The sequence below is a fragment of the Brachybacterium netajii (SeqCode) genome (assembly GCF_054114245.1).
In genome coordinates this window covers 522,370-542,103 of the sequence record NZ_JBSYXB010000002.1, presented here as the reverse complement: position 1 = coordinate 542,103, position 19,734 = coordinate 522,370, and the positions used below count along the sequence as shown (strand labels likewise).

General features: G+C 72.0%; 16 protein-coding genes, 1 pseudogene and 1 other annotated feature. Of the genes and pseudogenes, 7 read left to right on the top strand and 10 right to left on the bottom strand.

Annotated features, from left to right (window positions below; genetic code table 11):
* Nucleotides 1–33 precede the first annotated feature (33 nt).
* A protein-coding gene (locus ACXET9_RS06175; protein WP_457885620.1) for an IS3 family transposase occupies nt 34–1,301 on the bottom strand; the annotation gives its coding sequence in 2 pieces (ribosomal slippage) (nt 34–1,019 and nt 1,019–1,301; 1,269 coding nt in all).
* Nucleotides 892–1,020: a sequence feature (AL1L pseudoknot), on the bottom strand. Its footprint overlaps the gene before it by 129 nt.
* A 421-nt stretch (nt 1,302–1,722) precedes the next feature.
* Between ACXET9_RS06175 and ACXET9_RS06170 the strand changes: the two genes are divergently transcribed.
* The 7 genes and pseudogenes from ACXET9_RS06170 (at nt 1,723) to ACXET9_RS06140 (ending at nt 8,852) form a co-directional block, all read left to right on the top strand.
* Entirely contained in the window at nt 1,723–3,207 is a 1,485-nt protein-coding gene (locus ACXET9_RS06170; RefSeq protein WP_457885619.1) for an MFS transporter, read from the top strand.
* Nucleotides 3,208–3,284: 77 nt separating this feature from the next.
* Nucleotides 3,285–4,190: pseudogene (locus ACXET9_RS06165) on the top strand (aldo/keto reductase).
* Nucleotides 4,191–4,241: 51 nt separating this feature from the next.
* Nucleotides 4,242–4,802, top strand: coding sequence for a putative immunity protein (locus ACXET9_RS06160; protein ID WP_457885618.1), 561 nt, complete (start codon nt 4,242–4,244; stop codon nt 4,800–4,802).
* A 252-nt stretch (nt 4,803–5,054) separates the two neighbouring features.
* Entirely contained in the window at nt 5,055–6,848 is a 1,794-nt protein-coding gene (locus ACXET9_RS06155) for an FAD-dependent oxidoreductase (protein ID WP_457885617.1), read from the top strand.
* Nucleotides 6,845–7,120, top strand: coding sequence for a metal-sensitive transcriptional regulator (locus ACXET9_RS06150; protein ID WP_457885616.1), 276 nt, complete (start codon nt 6,845–6,847; stop codon nt 7,118–7,120). Before ACXET9_RS06155 ends, ACXET9_RS06150 begins: the two co-directional genes overlap by 4 nt.
* Nucleotides 7,121–7,225: 105 nt before the next feature.
* Nucleotides 7,226–7,423: a hypothetical protein gene (locus tag ACXET9_RS06145; RefSeq protein WP_457885615.1), complete on the top strand. Its 198-nt coding sequence runs from the start codon at nt 7,226–7,228 to the stop codon at nt 7,421–7,423.
* Between the two features lie 40 nt (nt 7,424–7,463).
* Complete coding sequence (locus tag ACXET9_RS06140; RefSeq protein ID WP_457885614.1) at nt 7,464–8,852, top strand: FAD-dependent oxidoreductase; 1,389 nt, start codon at nt 7,464–7,466, stop codon at nt 8,850–8,852.
* 24 nt (nt 8,853–8,876) lie between these two features.
* Here the strand turns inward: ACXET9_RS06140 and ACXET9_RS06135 are convergent, their stop codons facing one another.
* The 9 genes from ACXET9_RS06135 to ACXET9_RS06095 form a co-directional block, all read right to left on the bottom strand.
* Nucleotides 8,877–10,226, bottom strand: coding sequence for a YhgE/Pip domain-containing protein (locus tag ACXET9_RS06135; protein WP_457885613.1), 1,350 nt, complete (start codon nt 10,224–10,226; stop codon nt 8,877–8,879).
* Nucleotides 10,223–11,092, bottom strand: coding sequence for an N-acyl homoserine lactonase family protein (locus ACXET9_RS06130; RefSeq protein WP_457885612.1), 870 nt, complete (start codon nt 11,090–11,092; stop codon nt 10,223–10,225). The genes ACXET9_RS06135 and ACXET9_RS06130 overlap by 4 nt, the downstream gene beginning before the upstream one ends.
* Nucleotides 11,093–11,245: 153 nt before the next feature.
* A complete protein-coding gene (locus ACXET9_RS06125) occupies nt 11,246–11,728 on the bottom strand; it encodes a CarD family transcriptional regulator (RefSeq protein WP_457885611.1) in 483 nt (160 codons plus the stop codon).
* Nucleotides 11,729–12,051: 323 nt separating this feature from the next.
* Nucleotides 12,052–13,068, bottom strand: coding sequence for an NADP-dependent oxidoreductase (locus ACXET9_RS06120; RefSeq protein WP_457885610.1), 1,017 nt, complete (start codon nt 13,066–13,068; stop codon nt 12,052–12,054).
* A gap of 103 nt (nt 13,069–13,171) precedes the next feature.
* Nucleotides 13,172–13,558 carry a DUF1304 domain-containing protein gene (locus ACXET9_RS06115; RefSeq protein ID WP_457885609.1) on the bottom strand — a complete coding sequence of 129 codons (387 nt, stop codon included), beginning with the start codon at nt 13,556–13,558 and terminating at the stop codon, nt 13,172–13,174.
* Nucleotides 13,559–13,833: 275 nt separating this feature from the next.
* Nucleotides 13,834–15,981, bottom strand: a complete 2,148-nt coding sequence (locus ACXET9_RS06110) for a carbohydrate-binding module family 20 domain-containing protein (RefSeq protein ID WP_457885608.1) — start codon at nt 15,979–15,981, stop codon at nt 13,834–13,836.
* Between the two features lie 496 nt (nt 15,982–16,477).
* Nucleotides 16,478–17,593, bottom strand: a complete 1,116-nt coding sequence (locus tag ACXET9_RS06105) for a Gfo/Idh/MocA family protein (protein ID WP_457885607.1) — start codon at nt 17,591–17,593, stop codon at nt 16,478–16,480.
* Nucleotides 17,594–17,671: 78 nt separating this feature from the next.
* On the bottom strand, nt 17,672–18,412 hold the full coding sequence (locus ACXET9_RS06100; RefSeq protein WP_457885606.1) for a sugar phosphate isomerase/epimerase family protein: 741 nt from the start codon (nt 18,410–18,412) through the stop codon (nt 17,672–17,674).
* 239 nt (nt 18,413–18,651) lie between these two features.
* A complete protein-coding gene (locus ACXET9_RS06095; RefSeq protein ID WP_457885605.1) occupies nt 18,652–19,701 on the bottom strand; it encodes a LacI family DNA-binding transcriptional regulator in 1,050 nt (349 codons plus the stop codon).
* Nucleotides 19,702–19,734: the final 33 nt, after the last annotated feature.

Here is a 19,734-nt window from a genome sequence, read left to right as displayed (position 1 = left end):
ATGTGTCAAGCCCCGGCTTTGACGGAAGGTCGGTTATCTGGCGTTGAGGGTCTCGGGGAGCGGCTCGGGATCGGTCGCTGCGGGGGTCTGGTGGGCGTGGCGGAAGGCCTGCGGGGTGAGGCCTCCGAGGGAGAGATGGGGTCGGAAGGTCTTGAACCAGTGGACCCATTCCGCGGTTGCGATCTCCAGGTCGTCGATGCCCTTCCAGGGCCCCAGGTTCCGGATGACTTCGGCTTTGAACAGCGAGTTCAGGGCCTCGGCCAGCGCGTTGTCGTAGGAGTCGCCGCGTGAGCCGACCGATGCGACCGCGGCCTGCTCTGCGAGGGCCTGTCCGTAGCGGATGGCCCGATACTGGACTCCTCGATCGGAGTGGTGCACGAGCCCGTCCAGGTCATCGCCCTCTCGTTTCCGCAGGTAGATCGCCATGTTCAGGGCGTCGAGCGCGAGATCGGTATGGAGTGAGCGAGACACCCGCCAGCCGACGATCTCCCGGTTGAACACGTCCGTCACGAACGCGACGTAGACCCATCCGGAGAATGTGTGCACGTAGGTGATGTCCGCGACCCACAACTGGTTCGGAGCGAACGCGCTGAAATGCCGGTCCACGAGATCAGAGGGGCACTCCTCCCGCGGTGCGGATCGGGTCGTGTTCGGCGATCTCTTCCGTCGGATCCCATGAAGCCCGAGGTCGCGCATCAGCCGCTCGATCGTGCAGCGGGCGACGTGACCGCGGCCCATCCGGTCTTCTTCACGGTTCAGGACGATGTGCATCTTCCTCGCGCCGAACATCCCGAAGTTGCTGCGATGGACCTGGACGATCTCCTCCTTGAGAACATCGTCCCGGCGTTCCCGGGCGGACGGTTCATGGTGCTGACGCGCGTAGTAGGTGCTCGGAGCGATCTGGACGCCTGCTTCTCGCAGGGTCGCGCAGATCGGCTCGACTCCGAAGTCTCCCTTGTGCTCGTCGATGAACTGGCAGGTCAGCGGGAGGGGCGGTCGAGCTCCGCCGCGAAGAAAGCCGAGGCCGACTTCAAGATCGCGTTCGCGCGACGCAACTCGCGGACTTCCTTCTCCAACTCGGCGAGTCGCTGCGCGTCGTCAGTCGTCGTGCCGGGTCGGGTGCCGGCATCGACCTGCGCCTGGCGGACCCAGCCGCGCAGGGTCTCGGGGTTCACCCCGAGCTGGTCGCCGACTCGGCGGAACACTCCCCGCTGCGAGCCGGGATCGTCTTCGAGGAGGTCCACGACCATCCGGATCGCTCGCTCACGGAGCTCGTCGGGGTACTTGCGGGGTGCGGCCATGAGGGTGAAGTCCTTTCCGTGGCTTCAGTCTCTCCATCATCCCCGGGGCGGATCAGCACGCGATAAGCCGCTGCACTTGCTCGTCGCTGAGCTTCGGTCGCCGCCCCGGAGTTCGAGTAGATTCCCGTCTGAGGGTTCTAATCCCGCCTCTGCTCTGGCTCTTCCTCGCCAGATCGATGAGACGAAATGCCTGGTCAGCGGACCGTCTGGGGTAGAAGTAATTTCCTAGGATGTCCACTCGATACTCATCGCACGACCCCTGCTCCGCCTGATCGCGGGACAGGGGTCGTGTGCTGTGCGGGTTCGGAAGGGACGACCGCGTCTCGGACCGCGCGTCGTGCTCATCGCCCCGACGGGCTGCGCCCAGAGGGGGTACCGCCAGGGACTGGCTGGCGGATTCCCCATCGCATTGGCTGGTCCCATGAGCATCCGACCGCCCGGCGCCCCCGATCGCCTCCGCCCCGCGAGGGACGACGCGGCCTCCCCTCCAGCGGAGCCGCCGGCGGCGGATGCGGACGCCGCCCCGCAGGAGCGTCCGGCCCGCGGCACGGGCGGCGACCGCCAGGGCGCGGTCGCCGCGCTGAAGCTGGCGTCGCTCGGGTTCTTCCTCGTCACCCTCGACGTGAGCATCGTGAACCTCGCCCTGCCGAGCATCCGCGAGGACCTCGGGGGAGGGGCCAGCATCCAGCAGTGGGTCCTCGACGGGTACACGCTGTTCTTCGCCGCCCTGCTGCTGTGCTGCGGCAACCTCGCGGACCGGTTCGGCGCGAAGCGCGCCTACGTGCTGGGCATCGCCCTGTTCGGGCTCGCGTCGCTGCTGTGCGCGCTCGCGCCGACGGCGGGGATGCTGGTCGCCGCGCGCTGCGTGCAGGGTGTGACCGCGGCGCTGATGCTGCCGGCATCGATGACGCTGATCAACGAGGCGTTCCCCGAACCGCGACGTCGGGCGAAGGCCCTCGGGCTGTGGGCGGCGGGCGGTGCCGTCGCCTCGGCGGCCGGACCCGTCCTCGGCGGGGCGTTCTCTGCCTGGGACTGGCGGTTCGTCTTCGCCGTGAACCTGCCGGTGTGCGCCGTGATGCTGGTGCTCACAACGCAGGTGCGGCGCTCTCCGCGCCGGCCCGCGCCCTTCGACTGGGCCGGGCAGGCGCTGGCGCTGGTCGCCCTCGGAACGGTCCTGTTCGCGCTGATCGAGGGCGGTGAGATCGGCTACGGGCGTCCGACGATCCTCGCCCTGTTCGTCGTCGGGGCGGCGGCGCTCGCCCTGTTCCTCCGGGTGCAGGCGCGCACCGCGCATCCGATGATGCCGCTCGCGCTGTTCCGGTCCCGTCCGATACGCGTCGCCCTGTTCAGTGGCTTCGCGTTCCTGTACTCCTGGTTCGGCGCCGTCTTCGTCGCGAGCCTGTTTCTGCAGCAGGAGCTCGGCATGGCGCCGGCCCGGGCGGGGCTGGTGTTCCTCCCCGGTGCGCTCCTGGCCCTCGGCGGGAACCTCCTGAGCGCTCCGCTGACGAACCGCTTCGGTCCGCGGGTCCCGGTCCTGATCGGGATGGTCTCGCTGATCGTCGGCCTCGTCGCGCTGTCGCTGGCCGCGGGCGCCGGATCCGCGGTGCTCGTCGGCGCCGCGGTCGCCCTCGTCGGAGCGGGCGGTTCATTCGCCATGCCGCCGGTGGCGGGAGTCGTGCTCGAGCACGCCCCCTCCGGACAGGCGGGCGTGGCCAGCGCCGTCTCGAACACCTTCCGCCAGATCGGAGGCGCGCTCGCCGTCGCCCTCCTCGGCGTCCTCGTCTCCCGCGGTGACGACTTCGTCGTGGGGATGAGCATCGGCCTCGCCTCCGGGGCGGTGCTGGCGCTCGCCTGCCTGGTCGCGGCGGCGACATCTCTCCCCGGCGTCGCAGGACGGCGGGCATGACCGAACCGCTTCACCCGACCGCACCGCTTCACCCGACCGACCTGACTCACCCGACCGACCCGACCGATGGGATGGACATGACCGAGACGACCCCCGCACCCCCGACCTTCACGCTGAACAACGGCATCGAGATGCCCGCCCAGGGCTACGGCGTCTTCCAGACGCCGCCGGCGGAGACCGCCGACGCCGTCGCGACGGCGCTCGCGACCGGCTATCGCCACATCGACACCGCCGCCGCGTACGGCAACGAGAGCGGCGTCGGCGAGGGCCTGCGGCGCTCCGGGATCCCGCGGGACGAGGTGTTCCTGGAGACGAAAGTCTGGGTCTCCGACTACGGCTACGACGAGACGCTGCACGCCTTCACCAAGAGCACGGCCAAGCTCGGCGTCGACCGCATCGACCTGCTGATCCTGCACCAGCCCATGCCGCAGCACGCCGAGCGCACCCGCGAGGCGTACCGGGCGCTGGAGACGCTGCTCGCCGACGGACGGGTGCGGGCGATCGGCGTCAGCAACTTCATGCCGCATCACCTGGAGACGCTGATGGAGTCGGCGACCGTCGTGCCCGCGGTGAACCAGGTGGAGCTGCACCCCTACTTCGCATAGCCGGACGTGCAGGCCGCGAACGCGGCCCGCGGCGTCCTGACCCAGGCGTGGTCCCCGATCGGCGGCATCACCTTCTATCCGGGCTACGGCGAGGAGCGCGTCAGCGTGCTCGCCGATCCCGTCCTCGGGGAGATCGCCGCCGCCCACGGGCGGACGCCCGCGCAGGTCATGCTGCGCTGGCACCTGCAGCAGGGGCGCTCGGCGATCCCGAAGTCCACGAACCCCGCCCGGATCGCGGAGAACCTCGACGTGCTCGGCTTCGCCCTCACCGCGGACGAGCTCGCCCGGATCGACGCCCTGGACACCGGGCGCCGCGGCGGCCCGGACCCCGACGTGCGGGACCCCTCCGCCGTCGGCCTCGTGATCCCCGAGGCCTGAGCCGCGGTCTCCGCTCCCCGGGCGCTGGGCATCGCATGAGAACCTGACCGCATGGCCTCCCTGCAGACCCTCGCCGACGCCGATCGACGCCTCGTCGCCCTCTGGGCCGCGGACTGCGCCGAGCGCGTCCTGCCGCTCTTCGAGGCCGAGGCCCGGGGCGACGAGCGCGCCCGGGACGGGATCGAGCGGGCCCGGGCGTACGGCCGCGGCGAGCTCGACGCCGCCGGGGAGATCCGGCGACGGTTCGAAGCGGGCCGCGCGGCCCGCTCGGTGACCTCGCCGGCCGCGATCGCCGCCGCTCGCGCCGCCGGTCAGGCCTCGGGCGTTGCGCATATGGGGGCGCATGCCCTCGGCGCCGCCGCCTATGCCGCGAAGGCCGTCGCCCTGACCGCGCCGGACCCGGTTGCGGCGGAGGTCGCACGGCGTGCGGAGGTCCGCTGGCAGATCGAGCGGATGTCGGCCGACGTCCGGGCCGCGCTCGCCTCCCTGCCCCTGCTCGGCGAGGACGCCTCCGGCCCGCTCGGCGGAGGGCTCCTGGCGAAGGGCGTCCTCGCCGAGACGATCCGGGAGATCCAGGCGGAGCTGTGTGCCGATCGCGGCGGGAGCTCCTGAGCGATCGGTGACCTGAGCGGAGGTGTCGGCGGAGCAGCTCGGCGGTCGCCGCCTCCAGCTCCCGGCACGTCGGCGAGGTCTCGTCCATCGCCGGTCGGTCCTTCCTAGGAGTTCGGGCGGCGGATCGTGGGGTGTCCGGCCGTGACGGGATCCATCGACACGTATACCCCGGGGGGTATATGGTCGGCGCATGATGACGCGACAGTGCACCCGTTCCGCCCGGCAGGAGACGAGCTCGGGGGAGGCCCTCCGATGAGGATCGTGATCGTCGGCGGCGTCGCCGGAGGCATGAGCGCCGCGGCCCGTGCCCGGCGGCTCGACGAGAGCGCCGAGATCATCGTCCTCGACCGCGGGGAGCACGTGTCCTTCGCCAACTGCGGGCTCCCGTACTACGTCGGCGGGGAGATCGCCGATCAGGGCTCCCTGCTGGTCCAGACGCCCGAACGGCTCCGCGCCGCCCTCGACCTCGACGTCCGCACCCGGCACGACGTCGTCGGCCTCGACGCCGAGGCCCGCGAGCTCACCGTGCGGACGCCCTCCGGCACCGAACGGATCCGGTACGACGCGCTCGTCCTCGCCCCGGGCGCGGCCGCCGTCCGCCCCGACATCCCGGGCATCGACTCCGCCCGCGTGCGCACGCTCCGCACCGTCGACGACGCCGTGGCGCTGCGCGGGGCCGTCGTCGGCGGCGCCCGACGAGCGGTCGTCATCGGCGCCGGCTTCATCGGCATCGAAGCGGCGGAGGCCCTCGCCCTCGAGGGGCTGCGGACCGTGCTCGTGCAGAGCGCGGAGCAGGTCCTCTCGCCCCTGGACGTCGAGCATGCCGGACCCGTCGCCGAGGAGCTCGAGCGCCTCGGGATCGACGTCCGCACCGGCACCGCCGTCCAGCGGATCGACCCCGGCCCCGTCGCGGACCCGGAGGACAGCTCGGCGAAGAGTTCGGCGGACAGCTCGGCGGACAGTTCGGCTGACAGTTCGGAGGAAGCCGCCGTGGTCCTCTCCGACGGGACGACCGTCGCGGCAGGACTGATCGTCCTCGCCGCCGGCGTCCGCCCCGACACCGCGGCGTTCGCGCAGGCGGGCCTCGCCCTGTCGGACGGCGCGATCGTCGTCGACGAGCACGGGCGCACGAGCGCCCCCGGCATCTGGGCCGTCGGGGACGCGACCGTGAGCACCGACCCGATCACCGGCGTCCGTCGGCCCATCGCGCTCGCCGGTCCCGCCAACCGGGCCGGGCGCCTCGTCGCCGACGACATCCTGCGCCCCGACGCCGCACGACCGATCCCGCGGCCCGCGGGCACGGCGATCATCCGCGTCGGCCGCCTCACCGTCGCCCTGACCGGGGCGAGCCGCCGCGAGCTCGAACGGGCGGGGATCCCCTCCCGCACGCTCCACCTGCACCCCACCCAGCATGCCGGGTACTTCCCGGGCGCCGCGCAGATCCACCTGACCGTCCAGATCCACGCCGAGGACGGGCGCCTGCTCGGTGCCCAGGCCCACGGGACCGACGGCGTCGACAAGCGCATCGACGTGCTCGCCACCGCGATCCGCGCCGGGATGCGGGCGCAGGACCTGATCGACCTCGACCTCGCCTACTCGCCCCCGTACGGGCAGGCCAAGGACCCGATCACCCTCGTCGGCATGGTCGGCGAGAACGTCCTGAACGGGACCCTCGCCCTGTGGGACGCCCGCGACCTCGACGCCGTGCGCGAGCAGGCGCTGATCCTCGACGTCCGCACCGACGACGAGGTCGCCCAGGGCATGATCCCCGGATCCCTCCACATCCCGCACACGCAGCTGCGCGCGCGGCTCGACGAGGTCCGCAGCGCCGCGCAGGGACGGCCGGTGCGGGTCCTGTGCGCCTCCGGCGTGCGCTCGGCGATCGCGCATCGGATCCTGGTGCAGTCCGGCATCGACTCCGCCTCGCTGTCCGGCGGCATGCTCACGCTGCGCGCCGTGCTCGGCCCGGAGGCCGACGCCGTCCTGGCACCCGCCCCGACCCCCGCCCCGACCCCCGCCCCGATCCTCGAGGAGAGCATCCGATGACCTCGCCCGATCCCACCGCCCAGCGCAAGGTCCTCAACCGGCTGCGCCGTGCCCGCGGCCAGCTCGACGGCGTCATCGCCGCCGTCGAGGACGGCGGCTCGTGCCGCGACGTCGTCACCCAGCTCGCCGCCGTCACCCACGCCCTGAACCGGGCCGGCTTCCTCGTCGTCTCCACCGCGATGGAGGACTGCCTGGCCGACCCCGAGAAGGGCGAGAACCGCGACGGCCTCACCACCGAGGACCTCGAGAAGCTGTTCCTCTCCCTCGCCTGACCGGCGCACGCGCCGCCGCCCGTCCGCCGCACGACCCGTGCGCGAACCCGTCCACGAACCCCTTCACGAATCCGTTCACGAATCCCCTCAACAGGAGGACCACCCATGTGCCGACCCGTCGCCTGCCGCACCTGCGGCAAGACCACCTGGGCCGGATGCGGCCAGCATGTCGACCAGGTCATGCGCCACGTCCCCGCCGCCGAGCGCTGCCCCGGCCACGACGCCGATCAGGGCCCGACCCCGGGACGCGGGACCCGCTCCGGGTTCCTCGCCCGCCTGTTCGGGCGCCGAGCCGGGTCGTAGCCTGGAGCCCCCGGACCGCACCAGCCAGGAGGCAGCATCGATGAGCCCTCAGCAGAGCGCACGCCAGCACGTGGACGTCCTCGTGATCGGATGGGGCAAGGCGGGCAAGACCCTCGCCGGGACCCTCGCCCGCGCCGGCCGCCGCGTCGCCGTGGTCGAGCAGTCCGAGGCCATGATCGGGGGCTCCTGCATCAACATCGCCTGCATCCCCACGAAGATCCTCATCCACGACGCCGAGCAGCGGCGGGAGGGCGAAGACCCCGACGCGGTCTTCGCCGCCGCCGTCGCCCGGCGCGACACCCTCACCGGCGCCATGCGCGCGAAGAACCGCGCCATGCTCGCCGACCTCGACGAGGTCCTCCTCGTCGGAGGGCACGCCGAGTTCGCGGGGGAGCGGGAGGTGATCGTCACCGGCGGCGACGAGGAGCTCACCCTCACCGCCGACACCGTCGTGATCAACACCGGGTCCGTCGCGCGGATGCCCGACGTGCCCGGCGCCCGCCTCGGCGGCCGCGTCCACGACTCCGAGACCCTCCAGCACATCACCCCGCGCCCCGCATCCCTCCTGGTCGTCGGCGCCGGCTACGTCGGCCTCGAGTTCGCCTCGATGTTCGGGCAGTTCGGCACGCAGGTCACCGTCCTCGGCCGCGGGAGGCGGCTGCTCCCGAAGGAGGACGCGGACGTCGCCGCCGCCGTCGCCTCGGCGCTCGCCGATGCGGGCGTCGAGCTCGTCGACGGCGCCGCCGTGACGGCGATCGAGGACGGCGAGGAGGAGGTCCGGGTGCGCTGCACGATCGACGGCGAGGAGCGGACGTTCGCTGCCGAGGCCGTGCTCCTGGCCACCGGGCGCGCCCCCGCCACCGTCGGCCTCGGGCTCGAGAGGGCGGGCGTGCGCACCGACGAGGCGGGGTTCGTCGTCGTCGATGCGCATCTGCGGACCACCGCGGACGGGGTCTTCGCCGCCGGCGACGTGACGGGCGGGGAGATGTTCACGTACCTCTCGCTCGACGACCATCGCATCCTCGCCGACCAGCTGCTGCGCGACGGCGAGCGCCGGACCACGGACCGCGTCGCCGTCCCGTACTCGATGTTCACCACGCCGCCGCTGTCCCGCGTGGGCATCACCGAGCAGGAGGCGCGCGCCCAGGGGCTCGCGGTGCGCGTCGGGCAGAAGGCCATGGCCGACGTCGCCGCCGCGCCCCGCGCGAAGATCGAGGGCGACCCCCGCGGCCTGCTGAAGCTCGTGGTCGACGCCGAGACCGATCTGATCCTCGGCGCCGCCCTCCTGCATGTCCACTCGACCGAGGTCATCAACACCGTCGCGCTCGCGATGCGCCACGACGTGACCGCCGCCGAGCTCCGCGACGCGATCTACACGCACCCCTCGGCGACGGAGGCGCTCAACGAGGTCCTCGGCGCGCTGCGGTAGGCGGCGCGCCGAGGACCGGCGGGATCAGCGCGCAGACGGTGCGCTCGTCGGCGCGGCGAACCCGCGGACGTGGCGGGTCCGGTCGTAGGCGGTGACGCCGACGAGCCCGATGGCGAGGCCGAGCACGGCCATGATCGCCGCGGCGAGGAGCGAGCGGCCGAGACCGGACTCCCACGTCCCTCCGTAGTAGAGCAGCGACCGGGTCCCGAGGTAGATCTGGTGCAGCGGCTCGAAGCCGGACAGCCAGCGGAAGAACCGCGGCGTCGCCTCGACCGGCAGCGTCCCGCCGGCGGAGGGCAGTCCCAGCACGATGAACACGATCATGTTGATGAGCATGCCGGCGTTGCCGACGAGCGCGTTGATCGCCTGGACGATCATCGAGACCGCGAAGATCGTCGCGACCCCGAATCCCCAGAGCAGCCAGGGGTCGTCGATGGGCATGCCGAGGGCCGCGGAGATCCCCACGTACAGGGCGGAGACCACCACGGCGATCAGCGCCCCGACGCCCCACTTGATCAGCAGCGTGGTGCGACGGCTGATCCCGGAGCTGCGCTCGAGCCGGTAGAGCGGACCGAACTCCGTGGGCAGGAACCCCAGCCGGGCGTCGATCAGCGTGTTCGCCATGACGGATCCGGTGAACCCGGCGAGCACGATCAGCAGCGCGTAGTAGAACGCGGAGAGGCCCCCTCCGGTCCCGTCGGGCAGCGGATCGTGCGCCTCGACCGTGATGGTCAGCGGTGCGGCGAGCGCAGCGGCGGCGGTCGCCGTCAGCGGCGTCGAGAGGCCCGCCTGCTCCTGCTGCTGGGCGACCATCGCGGTGAGCTGGATGCCGAGCTGCTCGGCGGCGGCGTCCAGCGCGGCGGTCCCGGCGGTGCCGGCGATGGTCGCGGCGGCCGTTCCGGCCCGCGTGTTCGTCAGCACCGTCGCCTGGGGACGGACGATCTCCTCCCCGGGCAGGACGGAGCCGGTCGCCCAGGCGAGGAGGTCCGCGCTGAAGGTCTCGGGGAGGACGATCGCGCCGTACAGCGCACCCTCGTCCATCTGCGCCTCGGCCTCGGCGAGGGTGAGGACCTGCACGTCGAAGCGCTCGGCGTCGATCCCGGCGAGGATGCCCGAGGCGACCTGCTCGCCGGCGTCCAGGGTCGTCCCGTCGGGGAGGACGGCGCCGGCGTCCTCGTCCACGATCGCGAGGGGGAAGTCTGCGATGCTCTCGGAGGAGTTCAGGCTCCCTCCGAGATACGCGCCGGCGAGGGCGCTCATGACGGCCGCGACGACGAGCGTCGGGGCCAGCCACAGCCCGATCCTCCTCAGCGGGCTGCGGGTCGACGCCCTGCGCCCGGTGCCGCGCCCAGTCGTGCTGGTGTTCGTGTTCATCGGATGTCCTTGAGCGGGGAGGGGCGGTACACGGTGCCGCGCGCGAGGCGCTCCGCGGCGCGCGGATCGTGAGCGGGCAGCAGGACGAGGGGCTCCTCGGCGGCGAAGGCCTTGATCCTCCGCAGCTGCTCGACGGCGAGATGGGGGTCGCCGTTGACGCCGTCGGTCTCCTCCTGGTCCAGGAGCTCCTGGTCGTAGGTGACGTCGCCGCCGAGGAGATAGGTCGCCTCGTCGCCGCGCACGATCACCGACATGTGCCCCGGCACATGGCCGGGGGTGGGGATGCCGACGACGCGTCCGTCGGCCGTGATCGGATAGGTCCGCTCCCACGGGCCGAGCGCGGGGCCGGTGAGCCGGAGCTGCTCGGGCTGGAAGTCCGTCGGCCAGTACTGGGGAGCGGCGCCGACGATCGTCGCGCTGAACCGGCGGCGGAAGACCTCCCAGTGCTCGGCGGCCACCAGGACGCGCGCCCCGTCGAGGTCGGCGAGCCCGTCCCCGTGGTCGTGATGCAGGTGGGAGACCACCACCGCCTGGAGGTCTTCCGGAGCGAGGCCCTGCTGGGCGAGGCGGGCGCCGATCCCCTCCTCGGGGGAGACGGCGATGTCGACGTCGAGCTGGAAGAACGGGTGCCACCACGGCAGACCGCTCCGATGGGAGGCGTGCGGGGACTCCCCGGTGTCGAACAGGATCGGCTCGTCGGGGTGCTGGATCAGGTAGGTGTTGATCGGCAGCGGCTCCGTCCAGCGCCGGTCGCCGACGATCGCCTTCGCCCGGCGCAGCAGCACCGGGCGGGTCGCGCTCTGATGGCGGTGCGCGGGGCGGATCCGGATCGTCCCCGTCTCGAGGATCGACACGCTCACGCTCATGACTCTGCTCCGTTCCGTTCCGAGCGGGGCCATCGGGCCGACGGCCCCGCTCACGAGGGTTTACGCATGTAAAGAGTTTACAGACGTAAGAACGAATTGCCACCGCATGTGCCGCAGCAGTCATGCGGGCGTCTCAGGAGCGGTCGGCGGGGGTTACGCCGGGCGGAGCGCCCCGTCGATCAGGGAGTCGGCGTCCTCGCCGGAGACGTGGAGCGCGAGGGCGATCTCCGCGGCGAGGCGGCCGCGGGCGGTGCGGAGCATCTGCCCGGACGTCGTCCCCGGGGCATGCGGACCGCTGCGGGCGATCTCGCGGATCACCAGGCAGACGTCCTCCAACCGGCCCGTCGACAGCCGGTGCTGGTACTCCTTCATCTGGCGCGACCACTGCAGGCCGCCGGTCGTGGCCGGTGTGCCGAGGATTCCCAGGAGCTCGTCGACGCGTGCGCGGGAGGACACCTCCCGCAGGCCGACCTGCTCGACGCGCGCCACCGGGACGCTGATGTCGAGGGTGTTCTCGGCGGTCACCATCCGCAGGCACGGCGTCGGCGTCCCGCGCAGCATCCGCTGGGTGCGTTCGACGATCCTCACGGGGCCGTGGAAGGGGTGGACGACGGTCTGGCCGACAGCGAAGCTCATCGCTGATCTCCTCGGGTCTCGCGGACGTCGGTCTGCGACACCTCCCGCCCCGCAGGGCGCTGGAGTCGGCGACGGCGGCACGAGGGCACGCGAGGCACGGGACCGCGGGCTCCCATCGGAGAGACCGTCGGATCCTGCGAAGACGACACCTCATTGTATCGTGCGAGCGCTGGTCGGGGTCGGTGCGATGTGATGCAAAAGAGGCTCTGGCCTGCATGTTCAGTGCGTCCGGTGGTCGTGGTGAGTGACGGCGGAGGACCCCCCGGCCGTGATGGCAGGAGGGTCCTCGGAGACGTTCTGGAGGGGGGGCGCGGCCCCTGCCGTCAGGCCGGGATGCGCACCAGCATCTTGCCGGTGTTCGCCCCGCGCATCATGTCGAGGAAGGCGTCGACGGTGTGCTCGATGCCGTCCACGACGGTCTCGTCGAAGGCGATCTCGCCGGCGGCGAACCGCGGCACGATCCGCTCCTGGAACTCGGGTGCGAGATGCAGGTGGGCGGCGAGCGTGAAGCCCTTCAGGGTGAGCGCGCGGGTGATGATGTTGGCCATGTTGTCGGGGCCTGCGGCGCGCTCGTCGGAGTTGTAGCCGGAGATCGCGCCGCAGAGGGCGGCGCGCCCGCCGTCGTTGAACGCGTCGAGAGCGGCCTCGAGGTGGTCGCCGCCGACGTTGTCGAAGTAGACGTCGATGCCCTCGGGCGCGGCGGCCGCGAGCTGGCCGCGCACATCGCCCTGCTTGTAGTCGAAGGCCGCGTCGTAGCCGTACTTGCTGGTCAGCAGCTCGACCTTCTCGGGGCTGCCGGCGGAGCCGATCACGCGACCGGCGCCGAGGATCTTGGCGATCTGCCCGGCGGCGGTGCCGACGGCCCCCGCGGCGCCCGAGATGAAGACGGTCTCCCCGGGCTGCAGCCCGGCGATCGCGGTCAGACCGACATAGGCCGTCAGACCCGTCATGCCCAGGATGTGGAGGTGGACCGAGGACGGCGCGCCGGGGACCTCGGGCACTGCCCGGAAGGTCGCGGCCGCATCCTGGACGACGTCGCTCCAGCCGTGCTGATGCAGGACGAGCGTCCCCACCGGCAGCCCGGGCGCCTCCGAGGCGATGACGCGGCCGACGGCGCCGCCGGCGATGGTCTCGCCGAGCGCGTAGGGGGCCACGTAGCTGCGGGTGTCGTTCATGCGACCGCGCATGTAGGGGTCGACGGACACGAACTCGTTGCGGACCCGCACCTGCCCCGGCGCGAGATCCTCGAGCGGGACGGTCACGGTGCGGAAGTCCGACGGATCGGGCCACCCCTGGGGGCGGGCGACGAGCTGGACCTGGGTGCTGAGGGCATCGGTCACGAGAGGGCTTCTCCTTCGGAGGGTGCGGGCCGGGCGGGTCCGGTCCGACGGGCGGACGAGGGGGCGGGCGGGTGCGCGGGCCCGGTGGCGATGGTCGCGGCGCTCAGAGCGCCAGGCCGAGGACCAGGAGGATCACGCCGAGCAGGGGCAGCACACCCTGCTTGAGCGCGGCCCCGCGCTTGCTCGGGCTGGAGACGAAGAGCACCGTGGCGGCCGCCGCCATGGACCCGGCGCCGACGAGCACGAGCGCGGCGCCGGCTCCGGTCGACCCGGTCGCGAGGATGACGGTGCCGACCGCCACCGAGATCGCCAGGAAGAGGTTGTAGAACCCCTGGTTGAAGGCGAGCTCCCGGGTGGCCTCGGCCTCTTCGGCCGTGGTGCCGAAGGTCGCGCGGGCCTTCTCACCCGTCCAGGCGATCGACTCCATGAAGAAGATGTAGACGTGGATCAGCGCCGCCAGGGCGGTGAGCACGAGACCTGCGATGAGCATGGGAATCCTCCTCGGGGGTCGACCCCTCGTTCTGTAATGACCGTTCCACTATATGTCGCACCGGTTCGCCGGCGAAGCGAGGGTGACGACGCGCACCCCGAGCCTTCCGTCCTGAGCCTTCCACGCCGAGGCCCGCGGGAGAAGGTGCGCATGAGAGGACCCTGGGCCGTCACCCCCTCCACGAGGTGACGACCCAGGGTCGATGTCGGGTCCGCGTCGGACGGCCTCGCAGGAGGCCGAGCGGACTCAGGAGCGGAAGCGGACGGCCGCGGCCGTCACTTCCAGCTGTCGGAGAGCGTCAGCGTGCCGTCGGCGCCGACGGTCGCGCTGCGGTTCGCGCCGGACTCCCAGGTGACGTTGCCGCTGCCGTCGATCTTCACGTACTTGTACTCGAAGGTCGTCCCGGCGGGCAGGTCGACGGAGCCCGACCAGACCGGGTAGGCGTCGGCCGAGAGCGCGAGGCCCGCGGACGGGGTCCAGCTGCCCAGCGCCGCGATGGAGCCGACGAGGTAGACGTTCTGTCCCCAGGTCGTGGAGACGGTCGCGCCGACGGTCGTGGTGCCGGTGACGACCTCGCCCGAGCCGTCGTCGGAGCCGTCGTCGCCGCCGGAGCCGTCGTCGGTCCCGCAGGGATCGCCCGCGGCGACGGAGCCGCCGGTGACGGTGACGTCCTCGCCCTTCAGGGTGTAGTCCTTCGAGCCGTTGTTGTCCCAGGTGCCGCTGCCGTCGTTGAAGGCGGCGGTGAGGGTGTCGGCGCTGTCGACGGTGGTGGAGTACCAGCCCTCGCAGGCCTGCGTCATCTCGGTGCCGGGAGCGGTGGTCCAGGTGCCGGAGCCGGCCTTGTAGTGCATGTAGTAGTCGCTCCAGCCGGCCTCGGTGGAGTAGTAGACCGTGGTGGTCTCGTACTCGCCGGTCGAGCCGTCGTCGCCGCCGTCGTTGCCGCCGTCATCGCCGCCGCCGGTGCTGTCGGAGCCGACGTGGATCGCGAGGGCGCCGTAGGCGGGGATGGTGGCGGAGAAGGTGCCGTCGGAGGCGACGGTGATCGTCTCCGAGCAGTCGTCCGAGGCGATGACGTCGCAGTAGGTGCCCGCGGCCATCGAGGTCTGGTAGGTGTGGGTCACGGCGGAGCCGGTGTTGTTGATCGCGACGTAGCCCTTGTCGCCGCGGCCGTAGCCGATGTTGTTGCTGCCGTCGTCCCACCAGTTCGTGACCGAGGTGCCGTCGACCGCGTTGTGGAAGCCGACCATGCCCTTGATCTCGGTCCAGCGCTGGGTGCAGGTCCAGCTGGAGGAGGAGCAGTCCACGTCCGGCACCGAGGTGGCGGTGGCGCCGGGGGCGCCGGCGTCCTTGTCGTCGAAGGTGTAGCCCGAGTAGACCGAGGGCGAGCCGTAGGGCCAGGACAGCATGAACGTGTTGGCGAGGATGTACTTCGCGCCCCACTTGTAGTTCATGGTCTCGCCGTTGCGCTCGGTGTCGTGGTTGTCCACGAACACTCCGGCGACGTCGGAGGAGAGCTTGCCGTCGGCGATGTAGCGCAGATCCTTGATCTGGCCGTCGAAGTTCGACTTCAGCTGGCGGCCGTAGTTGAACTCGTGGACGTCGCCGTTGCCGACGTACTCGGAGGGCTGGATGGGCTCACCGCCGGCGCCGATGACCTCCTGGACCCAGTAGATGTTCGGGTCGGAGAGCTTCGACTTGATCGCGGCGAGGTCCGACGCCGGCATGTGCTTCGCGGCGTCGATGCGGAAGCCGGCCACGCCGAGGTCGATCAGGTCGTTGAGGTAGCCCGCGATCGTGTCCTGCACGTACGGGGAGCCCGTCTTCAGATCCTGCAGCGAGACCAGGCGGCAGTTCTGCACCTCGTAGCGGTCGCCGTAGTTGGAGATGTTCCTGCGGCAGTCGTTGAAGTCGTTCGCCCCGTAGATGCCGGGGAAGGAGTCGATCCCGAAGGAGGACCCGGCCACGCCCGTGCCGCTGCCGTTGTCGGCACCGGTCATGTGGTTGATGACCGCGTCGGCGATCACCTCGACGCCCGCGGCGTTGCAGGTGTCGACCATGTTCTTGAACTCGGCGCGGGTGCCGAGCTTGCCCTCGATCTTGTAGCTGACCGGCTGGTACGAGGTCCACCACTGGGTGCCCTGGATCTCCTCCTGCGGCGGGGAGACCTGCACGTAGCCGAAGCCCTCGGGGCCGATGGTGCTGGTGCACTCGGCGGCGACCGAGTCCCAGTTCCACTGGAACAGGTTCAGGATCACGTCGCCGTTGCTGCCGTCGGCGGACACCGACGAGTCGGGTGCGGTCGCGGCGGCCGGGACCGGCGCTGAGCTCAGGCCGCCGGCGGCGACCAGGGCCGCGGTCGACAGCGCGAGCGCGATCCGGCCCAGCCCCTTCCCGCGGCGCGATCTCGTGAGGGTGGACTGCATCGTTCTCTCCTCTGCATCGGGGCGGCCCATCGTCGGACCGTCGGCACCGGCTGCTCTGCCGGGAAGTACTGCAAGAATTGCAAGAGTATTCATGCGGTACGCGGCGAGAGTACAGCGGCCGGTCAGCAACGTCGAGGAGGGTGGAGGGTCTGCGTGGCGAGAGAGCGTTCTCAATGCGCCGCCCGTCGTGTGTCGCAGGTCATGTCGACGGCTGTTCGAAACCTTCGATGACCTGGCGCGACGTGTCGGACCGTGAGCATCGTCGCTCTGGCGGCGGGATCTGGCAGGCTTTGCCGAATCTTTATCCGGTGAAGTCTCGCCCGTCGGGACAGGACGAGCGCGGGTCGCGACGCCCGCACATTCTTGCGTCAGCTTGCATAAGAAAGGCGAAGGCCCCGGCATCCACCTCGAGGAGACGGATGCCGGGGCCCGGGGCGTCGCCGCCCGTCGGCTCGGAGCGCGGTGGCCCCGAGCGCGGTGGCTCGAGCGCGGTGGCTCAGAGCGTGGCGGCGAAGGGGTCGAAGTCCGCCGGCATCGGCTCGACCTCGGTGAAGGAGGAGGAGACCGCGACGACTCCGCCGTCGGCGATCGCCCGCTCGATCGCGACCATCACGTCCAGCACGTGCGCGGCGATCTCGCCCTGCGCTCGGTGCGGGACGCCCGCGCGGATCGCCCGCGCCATCTCCAGCACGCCGAGTCCGCGCCCGGTGGTCGCGCCCGCGGCGGGGATCGGCGTCGCCGTGTCTCCGCGGTGCGCGGTCAGCGCGCTGTCGCCCTCGAAGACGTTGGGGTCGGGGAAGGCGAGCGTCGCCTCGGTCCCGTACACCTCGACGAAGCCGGCGCGGGTGTGCGGGGCGTCGAAGCTCAGCAGCACCGTCGCGTTCTGACCGGAGGCGAAGCTCAGCAGCGCGGAGACCTGGGTCGGGACGGTCACGTCGAACACCTCGCCGGCCTTCGGGCCCGAGCCGATGGTGCGCTGCGTGCGGGCGGTCGAGCCGACGGCGGTCACGCGCTCGACGGGACCGAGGGCGAGGGCGAGCGTGGTGACGTAGTAGGGCGCGATGTCGTAGAGCGGGCCGGCGCCTTCCTGGAAGAGGAAGGCGGGGTTCGGGTGCCAGTCCTCCGGGCCGGGCGTCTGGAAGATCGTCAGCGCCGAGGCCGGCGTGCCGATGCTGCCGTCGCGCAGCGTGCGCAGACCGGTCTGGATGCCGGCGCCGAGCACGGTGTCCGGGGCGCCGCCGACGCGCACGCCGTGCTCGGCCGCGAGGGCCAGCAGGGTCGCCGCGTCCTCGGGCGCGGTCGTGATCGGCTTCTCCGTCCACACGTGCTTGCCGGCCTCGACGATGCGGCGGGACACGTCGAAGTGGGCGGTGGGGATCGTCAGGTTCACGACGATCTCGACGGCGGGATCGGCGAGGACGTCCTCGGGCGTGCCGTGCGCGGGCACGGAGAACTCCGCGGCGCGGGCCGCGGCGGCCTCGGGGACGATGTCGCCGACGATGCGGACGTCGATGTCGGGGAAGGAGGTGAGGTGGCGGAGGTACTCGGCGGAGATGGTGCCGGCGCCGATGAGGCCGACGCCGACGGGGCCGGAGGCGGGGGACGAGGACATGGAGGTGCTCCTGGAGGGTGGTGAAGTGCGATGGAGGGTGCTGCGAGTGCGGCGGGGGCCGGAGATGGAGGGGCGGCGTCAGCCGAGGTCGCGCAGGCGCGCGAGGGAGGCGGCGATGCCCTCGAAGATGTCGCCGGCGTAGCCGTCGAACTCGATGACGCCGAGCTCCACGGATCCGGCGAGGGAGGCGGCGAGGGTCTCCTCGAGCGGCATCGCTCCGGTGCCCAGCGGCAGCTGGCGGTCGGGGTCCTCGCTGAGGTCGCCGTCCTTGAGGTGGACCATGCGCACCCGGTCGCCGAGGTCGCGGATGAGCGCCGCGGCGTCGGCACCGCCGACCGCGGCCCAGTAGGTGTCGATCTCGAGGACCACGTCGTCGGACAGGTGCGAGGCGAGCAGCTCGAGAGCGGTCGCGCCGTCGTGCCGGGCCGCGAGCTCGAAGCCGTGGTTGTGGTAGCCCAGGCGGATGCCGGCGTCGGCGGCGCGGGCCGCCTTCTCGTTCAGCCGCGCGGCGAGGTCGCGCACGCGATCGGGGTGCTGCCAGTCCTCGGGGTTCCAGTACGGGTCGACGACGTAGCGGGCGCCGACGGCGCGGGCGGCGTCGAGGACCTCGTCCAGGTCCTGGTCGCCGAGGAAGGACTGATGGGCGCTCGGGAAGGCGATGTCGTGGGCCTCGCGGGCGGCGACGAGGTCCTCGCGCTGGGCGACGAGGTCGAAGGGCTCGGCGACGGTCAGGCCGAGCTCGACGAGGCGGCCGACGGCACCGAGGTAGTCGGCCTCGAGCGCGTGGCGGATCGAGTACATCTGGACGGAGATCTGCATGGACCGGGCTCCTGCGGAGTGAAGAGGGGCGAGGGCGTGCGTGCGGCGAGGCGGACGGTCCGATCCTGCGAGGGGCGGATGCTCCATCGCATCGTCGGGTCCGGCGCCGCGGGTGCGCCGCCGCGGAGGGCGTCGCATCGACGGGACTGAATCGATTCGGCAAGTATGTCAGCGCCGTCTCGGACATGTCAACGACGAAGGGTCCTCCCAAAGTGGAGTCTTCCCGGACCGGGGCCTCCTCAGGCCCGGGCGGTCGAGGTGCGCACGACGAGCGGGGAGGGGGCGATCGCGGCCGGCTCGTCGACGGGCGGTTCGCCCCGGAGGAGCCCGACCAGCAGGGCGCCCGCCCGCTGCCCCATCTCGAAGGGGCGCCGGGAGAGGGCGGTGAGCCCGGGGGAGCTGATCTCGGCGATGAGCGAGTCGTCCCAGCTCAGCAGTCCCATCTCGGAGGGGATCGCGATGCCGGCGCGCTCGGCGCCGCGCAGCGCGCCGATGGCGATGAGATCGCTCGCGGCCATCACCGCGGGCCGCGCGGAGAGGTCGTGCTCGAGCTGGCCGAAGGCCCGCTGCCCCGCATCGATCGTGTAGTCGGCCTCGGCGAAGCCGTGCGGGATCCCGTGCTCGGCGCAGAGCCGCTGGACCAGGGCGAGGCGGCGCTGCTCGTGACGGTGGGCGAGGGAGCCCGTCAGCTGGAGCACGCCGTCGTAGCCGCAGTCCCTCACGTGCTGGACGAGCGTGGCGGCGTCGGCCGGCTCATCGGTCATGACCTGCACGTGGGCGACCTCGCCCGCGGGACCGTCGGGCAGGGCGTCGTGGTCGCCGATGACGGCGAAGGGCATGGAGCGCTCGGACAGGAGCGCGGGCCGACGATCGGTCGTGGTGATGTCCATCAGGACCACGCCGTCGACGCGGCGCCGATCGCACCAGTCGTGCAGGACCTCCAGCTGCTGCTCGGGGCCGCCGGTCGCGAAGCGGACCATCAGCTCGTAGCCGCGGGCCGAGGTCGCGGACTCGATCCCCGCCGTCACCGAGGAGTAGAAGGGCTCGCGGGCCAGCTCCCGCGGATCGCGGGTGAGGACCAGACCGATGTTCCCGCTGAGCCCGCGGCGCAGGGCCTGCGCTCCGGCGTGCGGGGTCCACCCGATCTCCTGGGCGTGGGCGACGATCTTCGCGCGCAGCCGCTCGGACACGCCGGGCTTGCCGTTCAGGGCGTAGCTGACGGTGGCGGGGGAGATCCCCAGATCGCGGGCGATGGTCGCGACGGTGGGACGCGAGGAGGAGCGCGGCATCGGCCCATCGTACGAGCGACCGCGCGCGGGCCG